This window comes from Paenibacillus aurantiacus, from assembly GCF_042431225.1.
GTDB classification, from domain to species: domain Bacteria; phylum Bacillota; class Bacilli; order Paenibacillales; family Paenibacillaceae; genus Paenibacillus_Z; species Paenibacillus_Z aurantiacus.
The window spans coordinates 193,412-212,462 of the sequence record NZ_JBHMDO010000015.1; the positions used below are offsets into that span (position 1 = coordinate 193,412).

The following is a 19,051-nucleotide window of genomic DNA, read 5'->3' on the forward strand; positions in this document are numbered from 1 at the left end:
ATGAATCGGATGCCGCGCGCTCACAATTCCCGTCGCTTCGCCATTAGCTCTGTCCGAATACGTAGCGTCCGTGGAATCTCCGTGTAGACCGGTTCACGCCGCCGTCCCTATACCATTATGAATGATAATCATTCAGTATGACGGTAAACGCGTATTTTGGTGAATGAACGTCATTCATTATAGTTGATTTCATGATCGACGAACGCTCCCCTACGCCGCGCCTCCTCCCCTCGGATCGACGGCACGCGCTGCCGCCCGGCCGCCGCGGGCTTAGCCCATGCCAAAAAACCTCCCGTTCGCGAAAGAACGGGAGGTTTTGCGTAGGATACCGCGCGATCTACACCATTTTCGGACGCCGCAGCTCGAACGGAACCTTGCCCTCGATCGTCGTCTCCAGCTCGATCTCCGCCATCCGCAGCGCGTCCATCGGCCGCAGCATCGCGTGCAGCTCGAACGGATCGGTGAATTTGCCTGCCAGCCATTGCTCGATATGCTCCTCCTCGAGGATCGCGGGCATCGTCCGTTGATACGGGGAGACGAGCCCGTTGGCTTGCGTGGTCATCAGCGTGCACGTGCGCAGTTCCTCGCCGGAATTCGAGCGGAAGACGTCGTACAGGCCCGCGATCGCGAAGGAGCCGCTGCGCATCGTCATTTTGGCGCGGACCGTCGTCTTGCCGTCGGTCTTGGTCACGTAGAAGCCGGTGCAGGGCACGATGCAGCGCTGTTTCTTGAGAATGCGGTCGAAGATCGGCTTCCATAACATTGTGCGCGTCTCCATCAGCACGGAGTCCTTGGCCCAATACGGCAGCAGTCCCCAGCGGAAATCATCGAGCAGACGTCCTTGATGCGGGTGATCGAAGATGGCGGACACCGTCTCGGTTGGACTAATTTGCAGACGGTTCGCATTATATGTTAGTACCTTTTCAATTTGGTATCGCTGCTCGAGTTCCGCTCGTTCGGCCGTAATGGCAATCGCTTCGCACATCCTAAGTACCCCTCGCTTTGATGGTTTTAGTTGATTTGGTTATTATTTACCAAACAATTATCATTCATGTGCGAATGTGCCTAAATAAAGGTATACTAATAAAGGTACTTACTTTACATACCGATATTCGAAAGGAGCGCTTAATTATGGCTGTATCGGAACAAAACCTGGCGAAATACGCCGAGTTGATCGTCAGAACCGGCGTGAACGTACAACAAGGGCAGGACGTATTCGTCACGACGACAATCGAGATGGCGCCCTTGGCGCGTCTCGTCGCGGCGTCGGCCTACGAGGCGGGCGCGCGCAACGTGCACATCGACTGGACGGACGATACGCTCTCGCGCCTCAAATACGAGAAAGCGGCGGACGAAGTGTTCACCGTATTCCCCGACTGGGAGAAAGACAAGCGGATGTCGTTCGTCGACAGCGGCGCGGCGTTCATCGCCATCGTCTCCTCCAACCCGGATCTGCTGAAGGGCATCGACCCGCAGCGCATCGCGAACTTCCAGAAGGCATCCGGCACGGCGCTTGCGGGCTACCGCCAAGCAGTGCAATCGGACAAAGTGCCGTGGACGGTCGTCGCGGCGGCCAACAAGGACTGGGCGGTCAAAGTGTTCCCGAATGCCGGCACGCCGGATGAAGCGGTCGACCAGCTGTGGGATGCGATCTTCTCCTCGGTTCGTCTGCTCGCGGAGGATCCTGTCGCGGCCTGGGCGGCGCATAACGACAATCTGCACCAGAAGGCGGATTACTTGAACGCGAAGCGCTACAAGAAGCTTCACTATCGCGCGCCGGGCACAGACCTTACGGTCGAGCTGCCGGAGAAGCACCTGTGGCTCGGAGCGAGCAGCACCGATCCGAAGGGCAACGCATTCATGGCGAACATGCCGACCGAGGAAGTGTTCACCGTGCCATTCCGAGAGGGTACGGAAGGCTACGTCTCCAGCACGAAGCCGCTCAGCTACGCGGGCAACGTCATCGACGGCTTCAAGCTGACGTTCGAGAAGGGCCGCATCGTGAAGGTCGAAGCACGCCAAGGCCAAGAGATTCTGCAGCAGCTCGTCGACACCGACGAAGGCTCGCACTACCTTGGCGAAGTCGCGCTCGTGCCGCACGAGTCGCCGATCTCGCAATCGAACATCCTGTTCTACAATACGCTGTTCGACGAGAACGCCTCGAACCACTTCGCCATTGGCAGCGGCTACGCGTTCAACCTCCAAGGCGGCAAGCAAATGAGCCGTGAGGAGCTCGCCGAATACGGCGTGAACAACAGCATCACGCACGTCGATTTCATGGTCGGTTCGGCCGAGATGGATATCGACGGCATCACCGAAGACGGCACGGTCGAGCCGATCTTCCGCGGCGGCAACTGGGCGTTCTAAATTGCCGCTTGTAACGAACAGCGCCCCCACCAAGCCGGATTGGCTGGTGGGGGCGCTGTTTCGTTTTTCGATTATTAGCGATGTTTTTTATAAATACTGTTTAATGTTAAGGATGTTGCATATTCCCAGTATCTAGACTTGGGAGCGCCGCCAATCGGCCAAACTGTTCAATCATCGCCAGATAACAGGCCTGATCGATCTCAAAGCCGCCTGATAGCCTTACCTCATAACGATCGGCATTGGCGCCGTATTTGCCCGTCGACAAGAAGTAGCGGATAGCCAGCTGGTCCTTGCGGAATCGCAGCGTTTCGACGCTCATCTCGAAATCCTCGGGGAACGTGGAGGCCAATTCGATTCGAGGCGCGACGTTCTTCCCCCGAAGCTGATGAGCGAACGTATCGAAATTATGCAGCGTGAACCACACGTTACTGCCCCGCCCCGTAAATCTGTGATCCTTAATCTCGATCGCGCAGGATATGCTCGGCGACTCGCCGGGAACGTACTGCTCCAGCATAAAGGAAATCGTCGATTCACCATCAGCGGAGACAATGCGAAAATCATAGCCCTGGATTACATCCGACACTAGCTCATCCCCCGCTTCCCGGTCCTTTTATTCAAGCTTAAAACAAACCGGCCAAATAAGAAACATCGCAAACGTAAAAACTGCTTCATCAATCAGCAAATTCCGATCGAACTTGCCGACATTATGCGTAATCCGCCTATTTAAATGTGTTCCGCCGTCTCACCGCTTCCCTGGGGGGGATGGCCATGTTATCGGGTGAAGAGAGCGCTGTTCCATCTCCACGCCAACTCTCCGGCTGCTTCCTCCCCCGCTTAGACTTGCTCAACCTGACTGGCCGGAGGACGGATCCATATAGACGCTCCAGGCGTCCCGCATAAACAAACAGCGCCGCAGGAGCTTATCCCGCGGCGCTGCTTGGCATTATGGAGCGATAAGGGCTGCCTGCAGCAGCCTTTCTCCCGGCTGAGCATTCGGACTAGCGTCCGATGCCGCCCTCTCGATTCAATTCGATGGCAAAGACGAATCGTCCCGCCGTATGCTTCAGCGTGATCGCGCCGCCATGCAGCGTGGCGATCTGCCTGGCGATCGACAAGCCTAAGCCCGAGCCATCCCGGTTGGCCGCGCCCGTACGGGCTTCGTCCGCCTTGTAGAACCGCTCGAACAGCTTCCGCTCCTGCTCCTCGGTAATCGGCTCGCCCTCGTTCTCGACGACGATCCCTATCCGCTTGTCCTCCGCCATCAGCGTCACGCCGACCTCGCCCGGCGCAATCGAGAATTTGAGCGCGTTCATGAGCAGATTGTCGATTGCCCGGACGATCTTCTCCGGATCGACGTCCACTGGCACGTTCGCCTCCGGGAGCCGTGCGCGGAGGGTAAGTCCCCTCTCCAGCGCCAGCGGCTCGTATTCGGTTAGCAGCTGGCCGAGCAGCGCCTTCATATCGACGCGTCGCAGGTCCAGCCGGATATCGCCGGAGGACAGCCGCGTGTAGTCGAACAAATCGTCGATCAGCTTCTTGAGCTGAAGCGTCTTGTTGTACGTGTTCTGCACGAAACGGTCGTGTTCGGCTTCGTCCCGATAGGCGCGGCTCCGCAGCAGGTCGAGATAGCCGATGATGCTCGTAAGCGGCGTGCGGAGGTCGTGCGAGACGCCGGTGATTAGTTCCATCTTCGCCCGCTCGGTCTGCCGCTCCTGCTGAAGCTGGCGCGCCAGCTTCTCCGCCATCGCGTTGATATTCCTGGCCACAAACCCGAGCTCGTCCTTGCCGTGCGTATTCAGCCGCACGGACAAATTGCCTTTGGCCAGCTCGCTCAAGCCCGCGTTGATCTGCTGGAAGCGCCGCATCTTGCGATAGTTCAGCAGATAGAACGTGATGACGAAGAACAGCACGAACAGCACCATGTTCCGGCCGCTCTGCGGAACGTAGAAGTATCCTTCCTTCCCGTGCAGCCTCCCTTGCAGGACGAGGACCACTTCCTTCTCCTCCCACATGGAATGCTCGATCCACACATAAGGCATGCCCTCGTACGGCTCGTCAAATTTTCCCGACCGCTCGTACAGCTGCTCCAGGTCGAGATGACTCTCCTCCCGCGCTTGATCCGAACGGAAGCGTACCTCCCCGTCCTCGTCCGTCACGTAGATCGCGTATTTGCCGCCGCTTGCCTCCTGGACGGCCGCGCGCATCGCGTATTCGTTCACGCGCAAGGGCACCTCGTCCCGCAGCCAGGCGAGCCGGTTATTCATCTCGTTAACGCTCGCTTCGTAACTCGTGTAAGGCACTTTGTGCGCCGCGCGGAACAGCACGTCGATCTGCATGACGGCGAGCGTGCTCACCAGCAGGCTGAGCGCGAAGGTGACGACCAAGTGGATGCGCAGCGACAATGGGCGTTTATTCAATGCGGTACCCCACTCCCCAGACCGTCTTGATGTAGAGCGGCTCTCGCGGATTGCGTTCGAGCTTCTCGCGCAGATTGCGGATATGGACCATGACCGTGTTGTCCGAGTAGCCTGTCTGCTCCTTCCATACGCTCTGATAGATGCGGTCCGCGCTGAACACATGCCCTCGGTGGCTGGCGAGCAGCTGCAAGATGCCGAATTCGATCGGCGTCAGCGCGACCTCCCGTTCGCCGGACGTTACGCGGTGGCGATCGATGTCCACGATCAAGTCGCCGATGATGATGCGCGTCTCTTCCTGCTTCCGCGCCCTCAGCCGCTCCATCCGGCGCAGCTGCGCCTTCGCTCTGGCCAGCAGCTCAAGCGGGTTGAACGGCTTCGTCACATAATCGTCGGCGCCCGTCGTCAGGCCCGTGATTTTGTCCAAATCTTCGCCCTTCGCGGACAGCATGATGACCGGCACATCCCATTGCTCGCGTATGCGCAGGCACGTCTTGATGCCATCGAGCACCGGCATCATAACGTCCAGAATTACCAGGTCCACCGCTTCCTGCCGCAGCAGCGCCAGCGCCTGCTGTCCATCCGCCGCCTCCAGGACGCGATAGCCCTCGTTGCGCATATAAATATGGATGACGTCCCGGATCTCCGGGTCGTCGTCCGTCACCAACACGGTGAAGCTTGTTTGACTCATCGCTTTCTCGCCGCCTTCAATGATTAAGTCTGTCAAAGGTTCATGTCGTTATACGTATACGCCACATACGGCCGCAATCCCTGCCGACGCGCGGCTCGCTCGCCGCTGCCGTTACCCGGCCAGGCCGGACTTCGTCTTCCGGCGGCGGACGATGATCCGCGTGGCGAAATACAGCACCATCGTGCTTGCCAAGAAGAAAATTTTGCTTGCCATCCCTGTTCCCTCCATCAGCTCGAAGGCTTCGTCTCCCCAATGAAACCCAAGCATGAAATAGATGAATATCCATGCGACCGCGCCCGTATACGCGAACAGCGCCAGCTTGCGCAGCGGCACGCCCTGCGCTCCGGCGACGAACGGCATCAGGTAGCGCACGCCCGGCAGGAAGCAGCTGACGAGCAGCGCTTTGGCCCCATACCTGGCGATCAGCGCATCCACCTTGGCCAGCGGACGCCGAAACCGTTCGTTCGCCCGGAGCTTCCGCATTAGAAGATGGCCGAACAGGCGGCCCACCAAGAATGAGACCGTATACGCCACGATGAGTCCTGCGAAGCTATAGATATAGATCCGTCCCGGATCGAGCGTTCCCTGACCAGCCAGCGAACCGCCCAGCAGCATCGTCGCTTCGTTCGGAATCGGAATGCCGATCGGCCCCAAGCCGAACGCCACGAAGAAGATGCCATATCCATATTGCGCCACGAGCTGCGCAAGCATATCGAGCATGAAGAATCATTCCCCTTTACCGCATGGTCATAACGTTCCTTAACGTCTGCTATAAGCATACGACGCAAATCTAAGCAGGGAGTTGGTGAAATTCTGAAGGTTTTCTGAAGAAAGCTGAAGGAGATCGCCGGACCGTAACTCGATATGGGGTGAGGAAGGAATGCGAGAGGTCTGTTTAGTGTCGATATGGAGGTGGAACAGCTGAAAGCCTTCCGGAAGTACGCTGCTTCGGAAGCATTTACTTGCGGTCGACTTTGGTGAATGCTGCGTTCCTTGATGGGAACGCAATCCAATCACCAGATGTAAACGTATTTCTACCACTGAACCAGCTTGAAATCAAGAAACTCGTATACAACGGCGAGTGGAACCCCCTACAGACCGTAGGTCTCGTATTTTCACCGGACTTTAGTCACCGGTACTCTTGTATTTGGTATCAAGCGCACGACTCGTTACAACCTGTTGAAACACTGCAGGTTAGATCTGATCAGGTGAATAGTACTCACAGCTTAATTTCCTGAAGTCCTTAATATTCCATGTGAGCACTGGCGTGTCAGGTAATGCTTTTGATTTGACCGCCAGTAAAGCATCCGCCAGGTCGACATTCTTATCCCCGTATTGTTCTAGGGCTTGAACGATATGCGGGCCTTCTGTGACCATATTCTCGCTCTCGCACAGATGAATGAGCGTTCGCGCAATGTCTTTCCTCGAATGATTGAATCTGGATTTGAGGACCCAGCATATTTCCATCACAATGATATCCGGCAGCAAAAGCTCAAATACACCTTCAGTTGCGCGTTGGAAGACCTTTCTTGCAATCGGGCTTTGTGTCGGATCGTCATTCGCTAAAAACCGAATGATTAAATTAGCATCAGCCATGTATCGAGCGGCCATTAGTTCACCCCATCTGCCTTTGACATGGTGACTTCTGCCGCTTCTTTCTGGAACTGTTCCCTTGCTTCCTCCATCTCGTACGTAACGCCCGGAACGTGGAGAATCCCGAATAAATCCAATGCCGACTTTTTCTTCTGAGGCTTCATGCCGATTAAAGCCCCCGTATCATCGTCGATCTCAAACATGATCCGATCCCCTTCCTCCAGGCCCCATTGGTTCCGCAGCTCAACTGGAATCGTCAATTGTCCCTTGCTCGTTAATTTGCCTGTGATATGCTTAGCCAAAAAAAATCCCTCCCACGAATTATTACCTCATTTCACACGAAACGTTACTCACACATCAAAGTCTTACCTCAATTATTAGTATTACATATATACTATCACCTTACATGATAGCAATTCAATCTCCCCCGCGCAGGTAGACCCGAACAGACTGGCTGACTTCGCCGCACAAAAAAAGCCGCCCCGTCAAAGCGGAGCAGCTTTCCCTTGCCATCCTATTTCTTCGCCACGTATTTGCGGATGTCGAATGCAACCGCCGCGACGATGATGAGACCTTTGATGATGAGCTGGTAGTACGGGCTGATGCCGATGAACGTCAGACCGTAGTTGATAACGCCGAAGATGACGACGCCGGCCATAACGCCCGGAACGGTACCGATACCGCCCGCGGTGGATACGCCGCCGACGACGCACGCCGCGATGGCGTCAAGCTCGTACATGTTGCCGTAGTTGTTCGTCGCGCCGCCGGTGCGGGCTGCTTCGAGCACGCCGGCCAGACCGTAGAGAGCGCCGGCGATCATGTAGATGTACATGATGTTGCGGGAGACGCGGATACCGGATACGTTCGCCGCTTGGATGTTGCCGCCGATCGCGTACATGTTTTTGCCCAGCTGCGTCTTGTTGAAGATGACCCAGACAATGATCGCGACGACGATCGCGATGATGACGATGTACGGAACCGAGTACGTGCCGTCCACGCCGATGTAGCCTGTACCGATCTTCGTAAAGTCGGAGCGCAGACCGCCAATCGGCTGCGAGGAGTTCGGCGGCAGGTCGAAGTACAGGGAGTTCAGACCGTACACGCCGACCATGGTGCCGAGCGTCGCGATGAACGGCGGAACGTTCAGCTTCGCGACGATGAAGCCGTTGAGCAAGCCCACGAGCAAGCCGGCAATGATCGCCAGGATGATCGGAATGAACAGGTTAATGTGACCCAGATCCGGGAAGAACCGGTTCGCGTATTCGTCCATCTGCAGCATGGAAGCCGAGATGACCGCCGTCAGACCGACGATGCGGCCAGCGGACAAGTCGGTGCCGCCCGTGATGAGAATGAACGCCATGCCCAGCGCGATAATGGCGCGGGTCGACGATTGGAGCAGGATGTCGCGAAGCGTCGTGATCGCGATGAAGCTCGGATCATAGACGGCGATGCCGACGATCAATAAGACAAGTACGATATAGATCGCGTTCTGCGATGTGAAATTCTTGATTCTAGCTGCGTTCATGCGCAAAAATCCTCCTTCGATCAGCCGCGTTGGGCGGCAAGCCGCATAATATCTTCTTCGGTGGCAGTCGCTCCGTTGACGATGCCCGTCATACGTCCTTCACACATAACCATGACCCGGTCGGACATGCCGAGCAGCTCGGGCATCTCGGATGAGATCATAATGATGCTTTTCCCTTGCTTGGCAAGTTCGGTCATGAACGTGTAAATTTCGTATTTGGCGCCGACGTCAATGCCCCGGGTCGGTTCATCCAGCATGAGGATGTCCGGGTTGGTCAGCAGCCAGCGCGCGAGCAGCACCTTCTGCTGGTTACCGCCGGAGAGGTTCTTGATCGGCGTATCGATCGTAGGCGTCTTCGTGCGGAACCGCGCGACGTTGTCTGCGGCGTCCTTGCGCATCTTGCGGTCGCTGAGCAGCCCGAACTTGTTGCGGTACTGCTTCAAGCTCGCGATGGCCGTGTTTTCCTTGATCGACAGCACCGGGAAAATACCCGTTACGCGGCGTTCCTCGGTCAGCAGCGCGATCTTGTGATCGATCGCTTCCACCGGCGACTTGATTTTCACTTGCTTGCCGTTAATGGAGATCGTGCCCGACGCGACGCCGCGAAGCCCGAACAAGGCTTCGATCAGCTCGGTCCGCTGGGAACCGACCAGACCGCCGACGCCGAGAATTTCGCCTTTGCGAAGCTCGAAGGAGACGTCCTTGAACGACTTGTCTTGCGTGCTCGTCAGATGGTCGACCTTCAGAATCGCCTCGCCCGGCACGTTCGTGCGCTCCGGGAAACGCTCCTTCAGTTCGCGGCCGACCATCCGGGAGATGATCAGGTCCATCGTCATTTCCGAGGACGGCCACGTGCCGATCAGCTTGCCGTCGCGCATAATCGTGATGTCGTCGGAGATGCGAAGAATTTCTTCCATTTTGTGCGAAATATAAATGATCGAGACGCCCCGCGCCCGCAGCTTGTTGATAATCTTGAACAGCTGCTCGACCTCGTTGCCCGTAAGCGAGGAGGTCGGTTCGTCCATGACGATGACTTTGGCGCGGTACGACACGGCTTTGGCGATTTCAATGGACTGCACGTTCGAGACGGACAGCGATCCGACTTTGACGTGCGGGTCGAGGTTCATTTCGAGTTCGGCGAGCACCGCTTTCGTTTCTTGCAGCATCTTGCGCTCGTCGATGAAGCGGAAGGGACCAAAGCCCTTCATCGGATAACGGCCGAGCCAGAGGTTATCCATGACATTCCGGTGCGGGACCGGGTGGAGCTCCTGGTGAATCATCGAAATACCGCGATTAAGTGCATCTTTCGAATCTGCAATCTTGACGGGCTGCCCGTCGAAAATAATTTCGCCGTCGTCCGGTGTGTAGATGCCAAACAAACACTTCATCAGCGTCGATTTGCCCGCGCCATTCTCGCCCATCAGCGCGTGGACAGTGCCCGGACGCACCTTCAGCGTCACATTGTCGAGCGCCTTGACGCCCGGGAACGATTTGGAAATGTGATTCATCTCTAGGATGAACGGGGTATTCGCCACTTTGATACGCCTCCTGTGCCTTACCTATATACAAGATGAAACGGCTGCGGCCACCTTGCGGCGGCGCAGCGCGCTTCATCACGTTGAATCTGCGTAAATCTCGAATTATTGAGCGTCTGCGATGTTGTCTTTCGTGATTTTCTTGTAGGCGATCCAGACATATTTGCCGTCCGTGATGTCATAGCCCGTGTTTTCTTTCGTAGGCGTTTCGCCTTTCGCCAGGACCGATGCGAGCTCCAGGGTTGCTTTACCTTGGTTCTTCGCGTCGTTCAATACCGTACCGAGCAGCGTGCCGTCTTGCAGCGCTTGGATAGCAGGGGCCGTTGCGTCTACGCCGACAACCGGCATGTATTTGTCGCCTGTGAAGTAACCAGCCGCTTTGAGTGCTTCAACTGCGCCGAGCGCCATGTCGTCGTTGTTCGCGAAGACCGCTTCGATTTTGTCGCCGTGGGAAGCAAGGAATGCCGCCATTTTCTCTTGGCCTTTAACGCGGTCCCACATTGCGGTGTCTTCTGCGAGTTTCTCAACCGGGATGCCTGCGTCTTCAACGGCTTTAACCGAGAATTTCGTGCGAAGCTCGGCGTCTTGGTGTCCTGGCTCGCCTTTAAGCATGACGTACTGGAGCTTGCCGTCGCCGTTCTTGTCGGCTTTCGGATTCGCTTTCCAGTAGTCCACGATCAGCTGACCTGAGATCGTGCCGGACTCTTCCGCTTTCGCGCCGACGTAGTACACTTTGTCCCACTTGTTCATGTCGTCCGCCATTGGCTCGCGGTTCAAGAATACGATCGGCACGTCTTTCGCTTTCGCTTTGTCGATCAGAACGCCTGCAGCCGTACGGTCTACCGCGTTGATCGCGAGCGCTTTATAGCCTTTGTTGAGGAACAGGTCCACTTTATCGTTTTGTGTCGGTTGGGAGTTTTGGCTATCGACGATGTCGACTTCCGCTTTGCCCGCTGCCGCGTCCTTGAGCGCGTTGCGAACGCCCGTCATGAACGTGTCGTCGAATTTGTAAATCGCGACGCCGACTTTCGGAAGCTCAGCGCTTGCGCCGCCCGCGTTCGTTCCCGCGTTCGTGCCTGCGTTCGTTCCCGTGTTGCCTGCGTTGTTTTTGCCTTCATTGTTGCTGCCGCAGCCTGCCAGCGCGCCAACGGCCAATACGCTAGCGAGTACAATGGCTGTCATTTTTGTCTTTTTCAAGAAGAACAACCTCCCTTTAAATCGTTCATGGTTCGTTGATGGTTCGTTGATTCAAGTGCCTGCGTTGGTAGTGTTTCTCTCGCCTGCTGAATTTATTATGCGCGATCGGGCGGGGAAAACGAATTCAATATTCTCATGTTTTCTATCGAAATTCTCATCTGTTTTAATAAAAAAAGACATGTCGAAACATGTCTGAAGTCCTAAACGCGCCAAAGCGTATTCCGGACTGGAATTATGCGAATTATTTGACGAACGGGAAAAGAATCTTCTGGTTATCCATCCAGAACATATTGTCCCGGTCGATGATCTTCGTATGAATATCGACCCGCTGCGGGATGGCCTCGCCCTCCAGCGCCTGCATCGCGTGCTTGACGCCGAGGTAGCCCATGCTGAACGGATTCTGCACGATCGTCGCCTCCAGCACGCCGTCCTGCAGCATCTCCAGCTCCTCGTGGGCGCTCTCGAACGCCACCACCTTCACCCGGTCTTCCTCTCCGCGCCGGATGACCTCGCGTCCCGCGCCGATCGCGGCGTCGGCGTTCAACGCGACGATGCCGTCGACGAGCGTCGCGTCCATAAGCGAGCGCGTGACATCCTGGCACGCCTCGATGCCTGCCATGCAGTAGCGGTTGTCCAGCACGGTGATGAACGGTTCCTGCTTGAACGTATCGAGAATGCCGCGAATGCGCTGCTCCATGTTGCGATCGTCCTTCACCGAACTTAGGATGACGACGTGTCCTTGCTGACCGAGCTGCTCGATAATCCGCTCGCCCGCCTTCTTACCCGCATCGTAATTGTCGATACCGATGTAGGAGCGCACCGCGCCGGCGTTAATATCGGTATCGATGGCAATAACAGGAATCCGCACGCCAGTGACGGCCCTGGCCATGTCGACGTCATCGGCCGCCGCGACGACGAGCGCGCGCGTCTTGTCCGCCAGCGCTTGGCGGACGAGCTTGATTTGGCCGGCGGAATCGTCGCTGTCGGGCATCGCCGTCACGTGCAGGTTGGCGCCGAATTCCTTGGCTGCCGCCTCCGCGCCCATCCGCACGGTCTCCCAAAAGTCGCTTTCCTGCTCGCGCAGGACAAGGGTGATCGCCGGCTGACCGGGCGCCTCGCCCTGCAGATTCACCCGATCCTCGGCCTCCCCCGCCGGGAGCAGCGAGTACAGAATGCCCGCAATGGCGAAAGCCGCGACGATTGCCAGCAGCGCGTAGCCGAACTTCTCGTTCCGGTTCATCCGGCCTCCCCCTCTCTAGCGCCCCCCGCCGTTACTCTCGGAATTTCAATTGTCACCGTCGTACCCTCTTCCAATTCGCTCTCGTATGTCAGCCCGAATTCATCGCCGTAGTAGAGCCGGATGCGCTCGCGCACGTTGTGCACGCCGACCCCCGACCCGGAGCTGACCGGCTGCGCGCCGCCGCTTGCAGGCTCCGGCGCGATCTCGCGACCTGCGTTCAGCGCGGCCAGCTTCGCCGGCGGGATGCCCAGCCCGTTGTCGCGGATGGTGAAGCGGACCCGATCTCCTGCCGCGGCTGCCCGCACCTCGATCTCGCCTTCGTCGACCATCCGCTCGATGCCGTGGACGATCGCGTTCTCGATGATCGGCTGCAAGATGAGCTTCAGCGTCCGGTCGTGCACCACGCCTTCGTCCGCTTCCACGGTGAACCGGAATTTATTTTTGAAGCGGATCTCTTGAATGGTCAAGTAATTGCGGGCATGCTCCATCTCCTCCTGCACGGTAATGATCGCCTGCCCTTTGCTCAGACTGATGCGGAACAGCTTGGAGAGCGACGTAATCGTACGCACGATCTCCTCGTTCTTGCTCATGCCGACCATGCGGACGACGGAGTTAAGCGTGTTGTACAGAAAATGCGGGTTAATCTGGGCCTGCAGCACTTCGAGCTCGTACTTGCGTTTGGCCTCCTGCTCCCGCACGATCTGGTTCATCAGTCCTTTGATCGTCCCCATCATCATGTTGTAGCGCTGGGACAATCGTTCTACCTCGAGCGCTCCTTTCACTTGGACAGGCGTGCCGAATTCGCCCCGTTCGACCGACTTCATCGCCTTCTCGAGCTGCTTGATCGGACGCGAGATGCGCGCGGACATGAACGCGGAGATGATGAGGACGAGCAGCAGCACGAGCGCCAGAATGCGGAGCGTGTAATCCCCGACTTCCTGCTTGCTCGTCATCACTTCGTCCATGTAGGAGACGCCGACGACCTTCCATCCGATATTGTTGACCGTCTTGATCGTGATCAGGCGGTCCTCGCCGGTGGAATCGTCCATATAGGAACCGTAGGCGTATTTGAGCGCCTGCTCGACGTTCTCGTACTTCAGGCCGATATAGATCAGCTGCTGCTGCGGATGGTACACGATGTTGCCCGCCGAGTCGTCGATAATGTAGACGTAGCCCTTCTGGCCCAGACTGACGCGCTGGCTCAATTCGTCGATCTGCTTGAAATTAACATCGACGAGCAGCACGGCGTTCTGGGTCACGCCGCCGCGCTTGATCGTAATGCCTTTGCTCATCGAGACGACCCACCGGTACGAGCCGTGATAAATATTCTGGATGTGCGGCAGCGAGAAGCTGAGATGGTTCGGCGTGTCGACCGCCGATCGGAACCAGCTCTGCTCGCTCAGCGTGATCGAGTCGCGCACCGTCTGCTTCGGATTGCTCTCTATGAGCTCTCCGCTCTCGGTGAACAGCGCCAGCGACACGATGTCCTCGCGCGTGCGGAGAATCGCGTTCAGCTCGCTTGCCACCGTCTCCCCCGGCTTTCCCTGGGCGTTGGCGACGGTCTGGTCGATGACGCGGAACACTTCGGTGATGCTGCCGACGTAATCCTCGAGATTGTAGCTGACCTGCTCAACGATCTGCTGCGTGCTCAGAATGGCGCTCTGCTCTTCCGTCTGCGAAAATTTATCGTAGAGAAGTAGTCCGAACAACGCGATGATCGCGACGGAGAAGAGCGAGAACGAGACCGTCAAAATGAATTGGATGCTCCTGCGCATGGGCGGCCTCACTCCTCTTGGGAGCGGTTGCGGTATTCTTTCGGCGAGATGCCCACCTGCTTCTTGAAGCAGAAGCTGAAATAGTTCGGATCGGAGAAGCCGACCCGCTCCGCGATCTCGAATGCCTTCAGATCCGTCGTGCGCAGCAGCTCCTTCGCCGCCTCCATGCGGATGTTCATCAGGTAGGCGACGAACGTCAGCTTCGTCTCCTTCTTGAACACGCTGCTGAAGTAGCCTGCGCTAATGTGCAGCTGGCTGCATACTTGGTTGACGGAGATGTTGCTGTCCGCATAGTGGGCCCGCGTGTAGTCGATCGCCTGCTGCACGAGCTGCTTGTAGGAATGCTGGCGACTGCTCGAGATCGTGTGCGCGAGCTTGACGCACAGGTTGCCGAACCACTCCCGGGTCGCTTCGATGCTGCCCTGCTTCTCGATCTCGGCGAAAATTTTGCCGCTGCCGCCCAGCAGTCCTTCGAGGTCGGCATCCGCGTCCTTGGCCGCCTTCAGCACGGCAGTCAGCAGCTCGATGACGTACACCTGGTAGTCCTTATACGACGTCTCGGTCCGCGCGATCTCCTCGAACAGCTCGTGTACGACCTGGCGCACCTCGTCGCCGGTCCCCAGCTTCAGCGAGCGGACGAGCTCCTGCTCCTTCAGCTCGTCGAAGCGGAGCCGGTTCACGAACCGCCGCTCCACGTCGCCGATATAGATAATCCGGTTGCTGCCCTCCAGCACCCGGTAATCGATCGCTTGCAGCGCTCCCTCGTAGCCGCGCTTCAGCTCAGCCAGTCCCGATACCGGTTCGCCGACGCCGACCGTGACGGGCAGCTTCAAGAACCGCTCAATCTGATCGATCGTGTCCTGCAGCACGGCGAGCGTAGCACGCAGCAGCGCTTCATGGTCCGCCTCGGCCGAGATGGAGAGCAGCACGATATGATCTTGGTGGATGAACGCACGGCCTAGCCCTTGCTTGTTCCACAGCTCCTCGGCGATATTAAGCACCGCGAACAGCTGCAGGTCGAGGTCGTCCGACGCCAGGAGCGAACTCATTCGCCCGGCTGATGCCGCCTCCTGACCCGTCTGCAGGCTGATGACCGAGACGAGATAGCCGGAGCCGTCCAGCTTCAAGCCATAGGTGCGCGCCTTCTCCGCGATTTGGCTCCCCGGCAGCTTGCGCGAGAGCAGCGAGGCGAGGAACGTCTCCCGCAGCACGGGCAGACTGGTCCGGTAGTGCTCGCGCAGCAGCTCCATGTCCTCGCGCCGCGCGATCTCCGCGTCGATACGCGCCTTCACCTTGGCCAGCGTCGCCGTGATCTGCGCGCCGTCGAACGGCTTGAGCACGTATTCGTCCACCTCGAGCTTGATCGCGCGCTGGGCGTATTCGAACTCGTCGAAGCCCGAGAGCAGCACGATACGCGTATTCGGATGTTCGCGCCGAATCCACTCGGACAGCGCCAGACCGTCCATGAACGGCATGCTGATATCGGTCAGCACCACGTCCGGATTCAGCCGCTCGACCAGCTCCGTCGCTTCCCGGCCGTTCTCGGCGGTAGCCACGACTTCGAAGCCGTGGGCCGCCCAGTTGATCTCCTGCAGCAGTCCCTCCCGGACATCGATTTCATCATCGACAAGCAGCAGCTTGTACAACATCTATGGTTCCTCCTTATAAGGCTCACGGTTCAATAGCATGGATAACAAGAACGAGAGACGACAGGCGCGCCGCCGTCTCTCATTCGGTCATGCCCCATTATACCGAAAGGCGCGGCCGTTACAAACCGCTTTATTCCAGGTGCGCGCAATCGGCGCTGGGTGTTCCGGCGATGACACCTTCGGGGATGGCCTTCTCCGCCGCGCCGCGCGCGAGAAAAAGCCCGCGCCCTCTCGCGGGGGACGCGGACTTCCTTCCGGCTACTTTCCTGCCTACTTGACCAGCCATACTTGAATGAGCGAGAGCAGCTGAGCTATATCGATCGGCTTGCTGATGTAGTCGGATGCGCCAGCCGCCAAACACTGCTCGCGGTCCTGCTTCATCGCCTTCGCCGTCAGCGCGATGATCGGCAGCCGCGCGTACCGCGGCTGCGAGCGGATCGCCCGCATCGCTTCATAGCCGTCCATGACCGGCATCATGATATCCATAAGGACGAGATCGACGTACGTCTCCCGCCGGAGCAGCTCGAGGCTCTCCTGCCCGTCGTGGGCGGCGATGACCGTGAAGCCGATCTTCTCCAGCGCGCTCGTCAGCGCGAAGACGTTGCGGACGTCGTCGTCGACGATGAGCACGCTGCGCCCGGCGAACTGCCCGCGCGCCGCCTCCATGGGCCGCTCCGCCGCGGCCGCGGCTGCCTCTGCTTCGCTAACCCTACGCTCGCCCCTTGCCTGCTTCGCATCGCCGCCCACGCCACTCATGTGCCGGAACGCGACATTTGCCATTCCCGCGCCTCCAACCGCGCCCTCTGTCAAAGAGGGCAAAAATAACGTGAACGTCGAGCCGCTCCCCTCGACGCTATCCAGCGTGATATGGCCGCGAAGCAGCTTTGATAGCTCCCGGGAGATCGACAGGCCAAGACCGGTGCCGCCGTATTTGCGGTTCGTCGTGCCATCCGCTTGACGGAACGGATCGAAGACCGCTTCGTGCATCGGGGCGGGAATGCCGATTCCCGTATCGGATACCGCGACGACGATCGCCGCGCCTCCTGGGACGTGCCTGGCCGCCGCCTCGTCGAGCACCGGGTCGAACGGCCGCAGCGTTAGGCGCACGGTGCCCTGCTCCGTGAATTTGATCGCATTGGATAATAAGTTCTTGATGATCTGATGAACGCGCAGTCCATCGCTATAAATAATGTCCGGTATGGCCGGGTCCCGCTCCACGGAGAAGGCAAGCCCTTTCTTCTCTGCCAGCGGGCGGAAATGATGCTCCATCACGAACGGCAGCTCCGTCGTGTCCACCTCGTCGATATGGATGTCCAGCTTGCCGGCTTCCACCTTCGACAAATCGAGAATATCGTTGATCAAGAGCAGCAGGTCGCCTCCCGCCTCGTGGATGACGCGGGCGTAATCTTGCTCTTCCGGCAGCAGCGTGCCATGCGCGTTCTCCGCCAGCATTTGGGACAGAATAAGCATGCTGTTCAGCGGCGTGCGCAGCTCGTGCGACATATTGGCGAGAAATTCGGATTTGTACTGCGAGCTCCGCTTCAGCTCTGATGCGTAATTCTCAAGCTCGACCTGGGTGCGCGACAGCTCCCGCGATTTCTCCTCCGCGAACCGGGTGCGGTCTTCGAGCTGCTCGTTCGTGGCGCGAAGCTCCTCCTGCTGCGTCTGCAGCTCTTCCATCATCGTCTGCGACTCGCGCAGCAGCCGCTCGATGCGATCGCGGCTCTCCACGCTGTTCATCGTCGTGCCGAACGTCTGAACGACTTTGCAGAGCAGCGCCCGCTCCGTGTCCGCGAACGGACGGAAGGCGGCCAGCTCCAGCACGGCGACCGTCTCGCCTTCGAAGACGATGGGCGCGACCAGCACGTGCTGCGGATCCGCTCCCCCGAGCGCGGAGGCAATCCGCAAGTAAGACGGCGGCGCTTCCTTCAGCTCCAAGACCCGCTGCTCGACCGCGCATTGGCCGACTAGCCCTTCGCCGAACCGGTAGGATGCCGCCGCGTCCGCTTCCCCGCTGACCGCGAAGGCCGCCAGGCGCTCAAGCCGCCGCCGCTTGCGATCATCGCTTCGATAGTACAACACACCGCAATCGGCGCCCATTTGGCGAACCATCATGCCCAGGAAGGAATGACCAAGCCGCTCCATGTCCGTTATCCCTTGATGGGCGCTGACAATCTCCGTCTGCGTCGTCTGCAGCCACGCCTCGCGTTCCTTGCTCTCCAACAGCCGGTTCGTCGCTTCGCCAAGATCGCGAATCTCGTCCCGGGTATCCACGACGATGCGGCGTCTCCCCGCGCTGCTGGATACCGCGATCTCCTCGATCGCCTCTTTCACGTCCCGGATCGTCCGAGTAATTGAGCCGGCGATATACAGCCCGATAGTTACCGCGACGCAGACGGTCAAACCGATGGCCAGCAGCAGCACCAAGCGCAGCGTGCGGCTCTGCTCCTCCAGCTGAGCAATGCGCGCTTCGGACAACTGCCGTTCGACAAGACGGAAGTCTTCCAACTTCTTGCGCACTTCGTCGAATAGCGCCTTGCCCGCATCCCGCTGGAAGAAGAGGGCCACCTGGTCGTCGCGGCCCTCCTTCTTCAGCGCGACGATCGGATCGCCGGCCGTCTCGATCCACTTCCGGATCGAAGCAGCGATCGAGTCCAGCCGCCGCTGCTGCGCCGGATCGTCCTTCGTCAAGTCGTACAACTCGTGATAGTCCCTCTCCCAGCCCGCATGTCCGTCATCATAAGGAACCAGGTAACTCGGTTTGCCGGTGATAACGAAGCCGCGCTGCCCCGTCTCCATATCCAGCATCGCCTTCTCGATCCGGTTCGTCAGGTCCTGAATCGAGAAATCGTGCACGGTAATAAATGAGACTTCCTCTTGCTGCGTATTTAGCCGGTCGCCCAATACAACGATAGATGCAAGCAAACATAGAATGATGGCCAAATAGCCGGTCAAAATTTTCGCGCGAATGCCGAAGCGCAAACGACTTTGCATCTCCACTCCCTGCCCGTCTCTTGTAGTGGTAAAACATTCATCCATGATTATAAACGATGACAGGACAGGGT

At 58.2% G+C, this 19,051-nt stretch carries 15 protein-coding genes; 1 reads left to right on the plus strand and 14 read right to left on the minus strand.

All coding sequences use genetic code 11. The features are described from left to right. Window positions 1-337: 337 nt before the first annotated feature. Window positions 338-985 carry an SOS response-associated peptidase gene (locus tag ACFFSY_RS07710; RefSeq protein ID WP_377492365.1) on the minus strand — a complete coding sequence of 216 codons (648 nt, stop codon included), beginning with the start codon at window positions 983-985 and terminating at the stop codon, window positions 338-340. A 146-nt stretch (window positions 986-1,131) separates the two neighbouring features. On the opposite strand from ACFFSY_RS07710, the gene ACFFSY_RS07715 reads away from it, so the two are divergent. Beyond that, a complete protein-coding gene (locus ACFFSY_RS07715; protein WP_377492368.1) occupies window positions 1,132-2,367 on the plus strand; it encodes an aminopeptidase in 1,236 nt (411 codons plus the stop codon). A gap of 106 nt (window positions 2,368-2,473) precedes the next feature. Here ACFFSY_RS07715 and ACFFSY_RS07720 read toward each other — a convergent pair whose 3' ends face one another. The 13 genes from ACFFSY_RS07720 to ACFFSY_RS07780 all read right to left on the minus strand — a co-directional run bounded on the left by ACFFSY_RS07720 (window position 2,474) and on the right by ACFFSY_RS07780 (window position 18,980). Then, window positions 2,474-2,950, minus strand: coding sequence for a hypothetical protein (locus ACFFSY_RS07720; RefSeq protein ID WP_377492371.1), 477 nt, complete (start codon window positions 2,948-2,950; stop codon window positions 2,474-2,476). Window positions 2,951-3,365: 415 nt separating this feature from the next. Beyond that, complete coding sequence (locus tag ACFFSY_RS07725; protein WP_377492374.1) at window positions 3,366-4,784, minus strand: HAMP domain-containing sensor histidine kinase; 1,419 nt, start codon at window positions 4,782-4,784, stop codon at window positions 3,366-3,368. After that, window positions 4,777-5,472 (minus strand): response regulator, encoded by a 696-nt coding sequence (locus ACFFSY_RS07730; RefSeq protein WP_377492377.1) that lies wholly within the window; start codon window positions 5,470-5,472, stop codon window positions 4,777-4,779. Before ACFFSY_RS07730 ends, ACFFSY_RS07725 begins: the two co-directional genes overlap by 8 nt. A gap of 111 nt (window positions 5,473-5,583) precedes the next feature. Beyond that, complete coding sequence (locus ACFFSY_RS07735; RefSeq protein ID WP_377492380.1) at window positions 5,584-6,192, minus strand: DedA family protein; 609 nt, start codon at window positions 6,190-6,192, stop codon at window positions 5,584-5,586. A gap of 474 nt (window positions 6,193-6,666) precedes the next feature. Next, window positions 6,667-7,083, minus strand: a complete 417-nt coding sequence (locus ACFFSY_RS07740) for a type II toxin-antitoxin system VapC family toxin (RefSeq protein WP_377492383.1) — start codon at window positions 7,081-7,083, stop codon at window positions 6,667-6,669. Further along, window positions 7,083-7,367 carry an AbrB/MazE/SpoVT family DNA-binding domain-containing protein gene (locus ACFFSY_RS07745; RefSeq protein ID WP_377492386.1) on the minus strand — a complete coding sequence of 95 codons (285 nt, stop codon included), beginning with the start codon at window positions 7,365-7,367 and terminating at the stop codon, window positions 7,083-7,085. The genes ACFFSY_RS07740 and ACFFSY_RS07745 overlap by 1 nt, the downstream gene beginning before the upstream one ends. A 212-nt stretch (window positions 7,368-7,579) precedes the next feature. Next, window positions 7,580-8,590, minus strand: a complete 1,011-nt coding sequence (mglC, locus tag ACFFSY_RS07750) for a galactose/methyl galactoside ABC transporter permease MglC (protein ID WP_377492390.1) — start codon at window positions 8,588-8,590, stop codon at window positions 7,580-7,582. Between the two features lie 20 nt (window positions 8,591-8,610). Next, the gene (locus ACFFSY_RS07755; RefSeq protein ID WP_377492837.1) at window positions 8,611-10,098 is read right to left on the minus strand and encodes a sugar ABC transporter ATP-binding protein; all 1,488 of its coding nucleotides are present in this window, start codon (window positions 10,096-10,098) and stop codon (window positions 8,611-8,613) included. Window positions 10,099-10,230: 132 nt separating this feature from the next. Next, window positions 10,231-11,307 carry a galactose ABC transporter substrate-binding protein gene (locus ACFFSY_RS07760; protein WP_377492839.1) on the minus strand — a complete coding sequence of 359 codons (1,077 nt, stop codon included), beginning with the start codon at window positions 11,305-11,307 and terminating at the stop codon, window positions 10,231-10,233. Window positions 11,308-11,563: 256 nt separating this feature from the next. Beyond that, window positions 11,564-12,562, minus strand: a complete 999-nt coding sequence (locus ACFFSY_RS07765; protein ID WP_377492393.1) for a substrate-binding domain-containing protein — start codon at window positions 12,560-12,562, stop codon at window positions 11,564-11,566. Then, entirely contained in the window at window positions 12,559-14,337 is a 1,779-nt protein-coding gene (locus tag ACFFSY_RS07770) for a sensor histidine kinase family protein (protein WP_377492396.1), read from the minus strand. The genes ACFFSY_RS07765 and ACFFSY_RS07770 overlap by 4 nt, the downstream gene beginning before the upstream one ends. Window positions 14,338-14,345: 8 nt before the next feature. Next, the gene (locus tag ACFFSY_RS07775) at window positions 14,346-15,983 is read right to left on the minus strand and encodes a response regulator (RefSeq protein WP_377492841.1); all 1,638 of its coding nucleotides are present in this window, start codon (window positions 15,981-15,983) and stop codon (window positions 14,346-14,348) included. 273 nt (window positions 15,984-16,256) lie between these two features. Beyond that, the gene (locus tag ACFFSY_RS07780) at window positions 16,257-18,980 is read right to left on the minus strand and encodes a CHASE3 domain-containing protein (protein ID WP_377492399.1); all 2,724 of its coding nucleotides are present in this window, start codon (window positions 18,978-18,980) and stop codon (window positions 16,257-16,259) included. Between the last annotated feature and the right edge of the window lie 71 nt (window positions 18,981-19,051).

Excerpts from the sequence above, each read along its gene's own strand:
- ACFFSY_RS07765 (WP_377492393.1), bottom strand. The coding sequence starts at position 12,562 with ATGAACCGGAACGAGAAGTTCGGCTACGCGCTGCTGGCAATCGTCGCG.
- ACFFSY_RS07755 (WP_377492837.1), bottom strand. The coding sequence starts at position 10,098 with ATGAATCACATTTCCAAATCGTTCCCGGGCGTCAAGGCGCTCGACAAT.
- ACFFSY_RS07740 (WP_377492383.1), bottom strand. The coding sequence starts at position 7,083 with ATGGCCGCTCGATACATGGCTGATGCTAATTTAATCATTCGGTTTTTA.
- ACFFSY_RS07715 (WP_377492368.1), top strand. The coding sequence starts at position 1,132 with ATGGCTGTATCGGAACAAAACCTGGCGAAATACGCCGAGTTGATCGTC.
- ACFFSY_RS07730 (WP_377492377.1), bottom strand. The coding sequence starts at position 5,472 with ATGAGTCAAACAAGCTTCACCGTGTTGGTGACGGACGACGACCCGGAG.
- ACFFSY_RS07780 (WP_377492399.1), bottom strand. The coding sequence starts at position 18,980 with ATGCAAAGTCGTTTGCGCTTCGGCATTCGCGCGAAAATTTTGACCGGC.
- ACFFSY_RS07760 (WP_377492839.1), bottom strand. The coding sequence starts at position 11,307 with ATGACAGCCATTGTACTCGCTAGCGTATTGGCCGTTGGCGCGCTGGCA.
- ACFFSY_RS07770 (WP_377492396.1), bottom strand. The coding sequence starts at position 14,337 with ATGCGCAGGAGCATCCAATTCATTTTGACGGTCTCGTTCTCGCTCTTC.
- ACFFSY_RS07710 (WP_377492365.1), bottom strand. The coding sequence starts at position 985 with ATGTGCGAAGCGATTGCCATTACGGCCGAACGAGCGGAACTCGAGCAG.
- mglC (WP_377492390.1), bottom strand. The coding sequence starts at position 8,590 with ATGAACGCAGCTAGAATCAAGAATTTCACATCGCAGAACGCGATCTAT.
- ACFFSY_RS07735 (WP_377492380.1), bottom strand. The coding sequence starts at position 6,192 with ATGCTCGATATGCTTGCGCAGCTCGTGGCGCAATATGGATATGGCATC.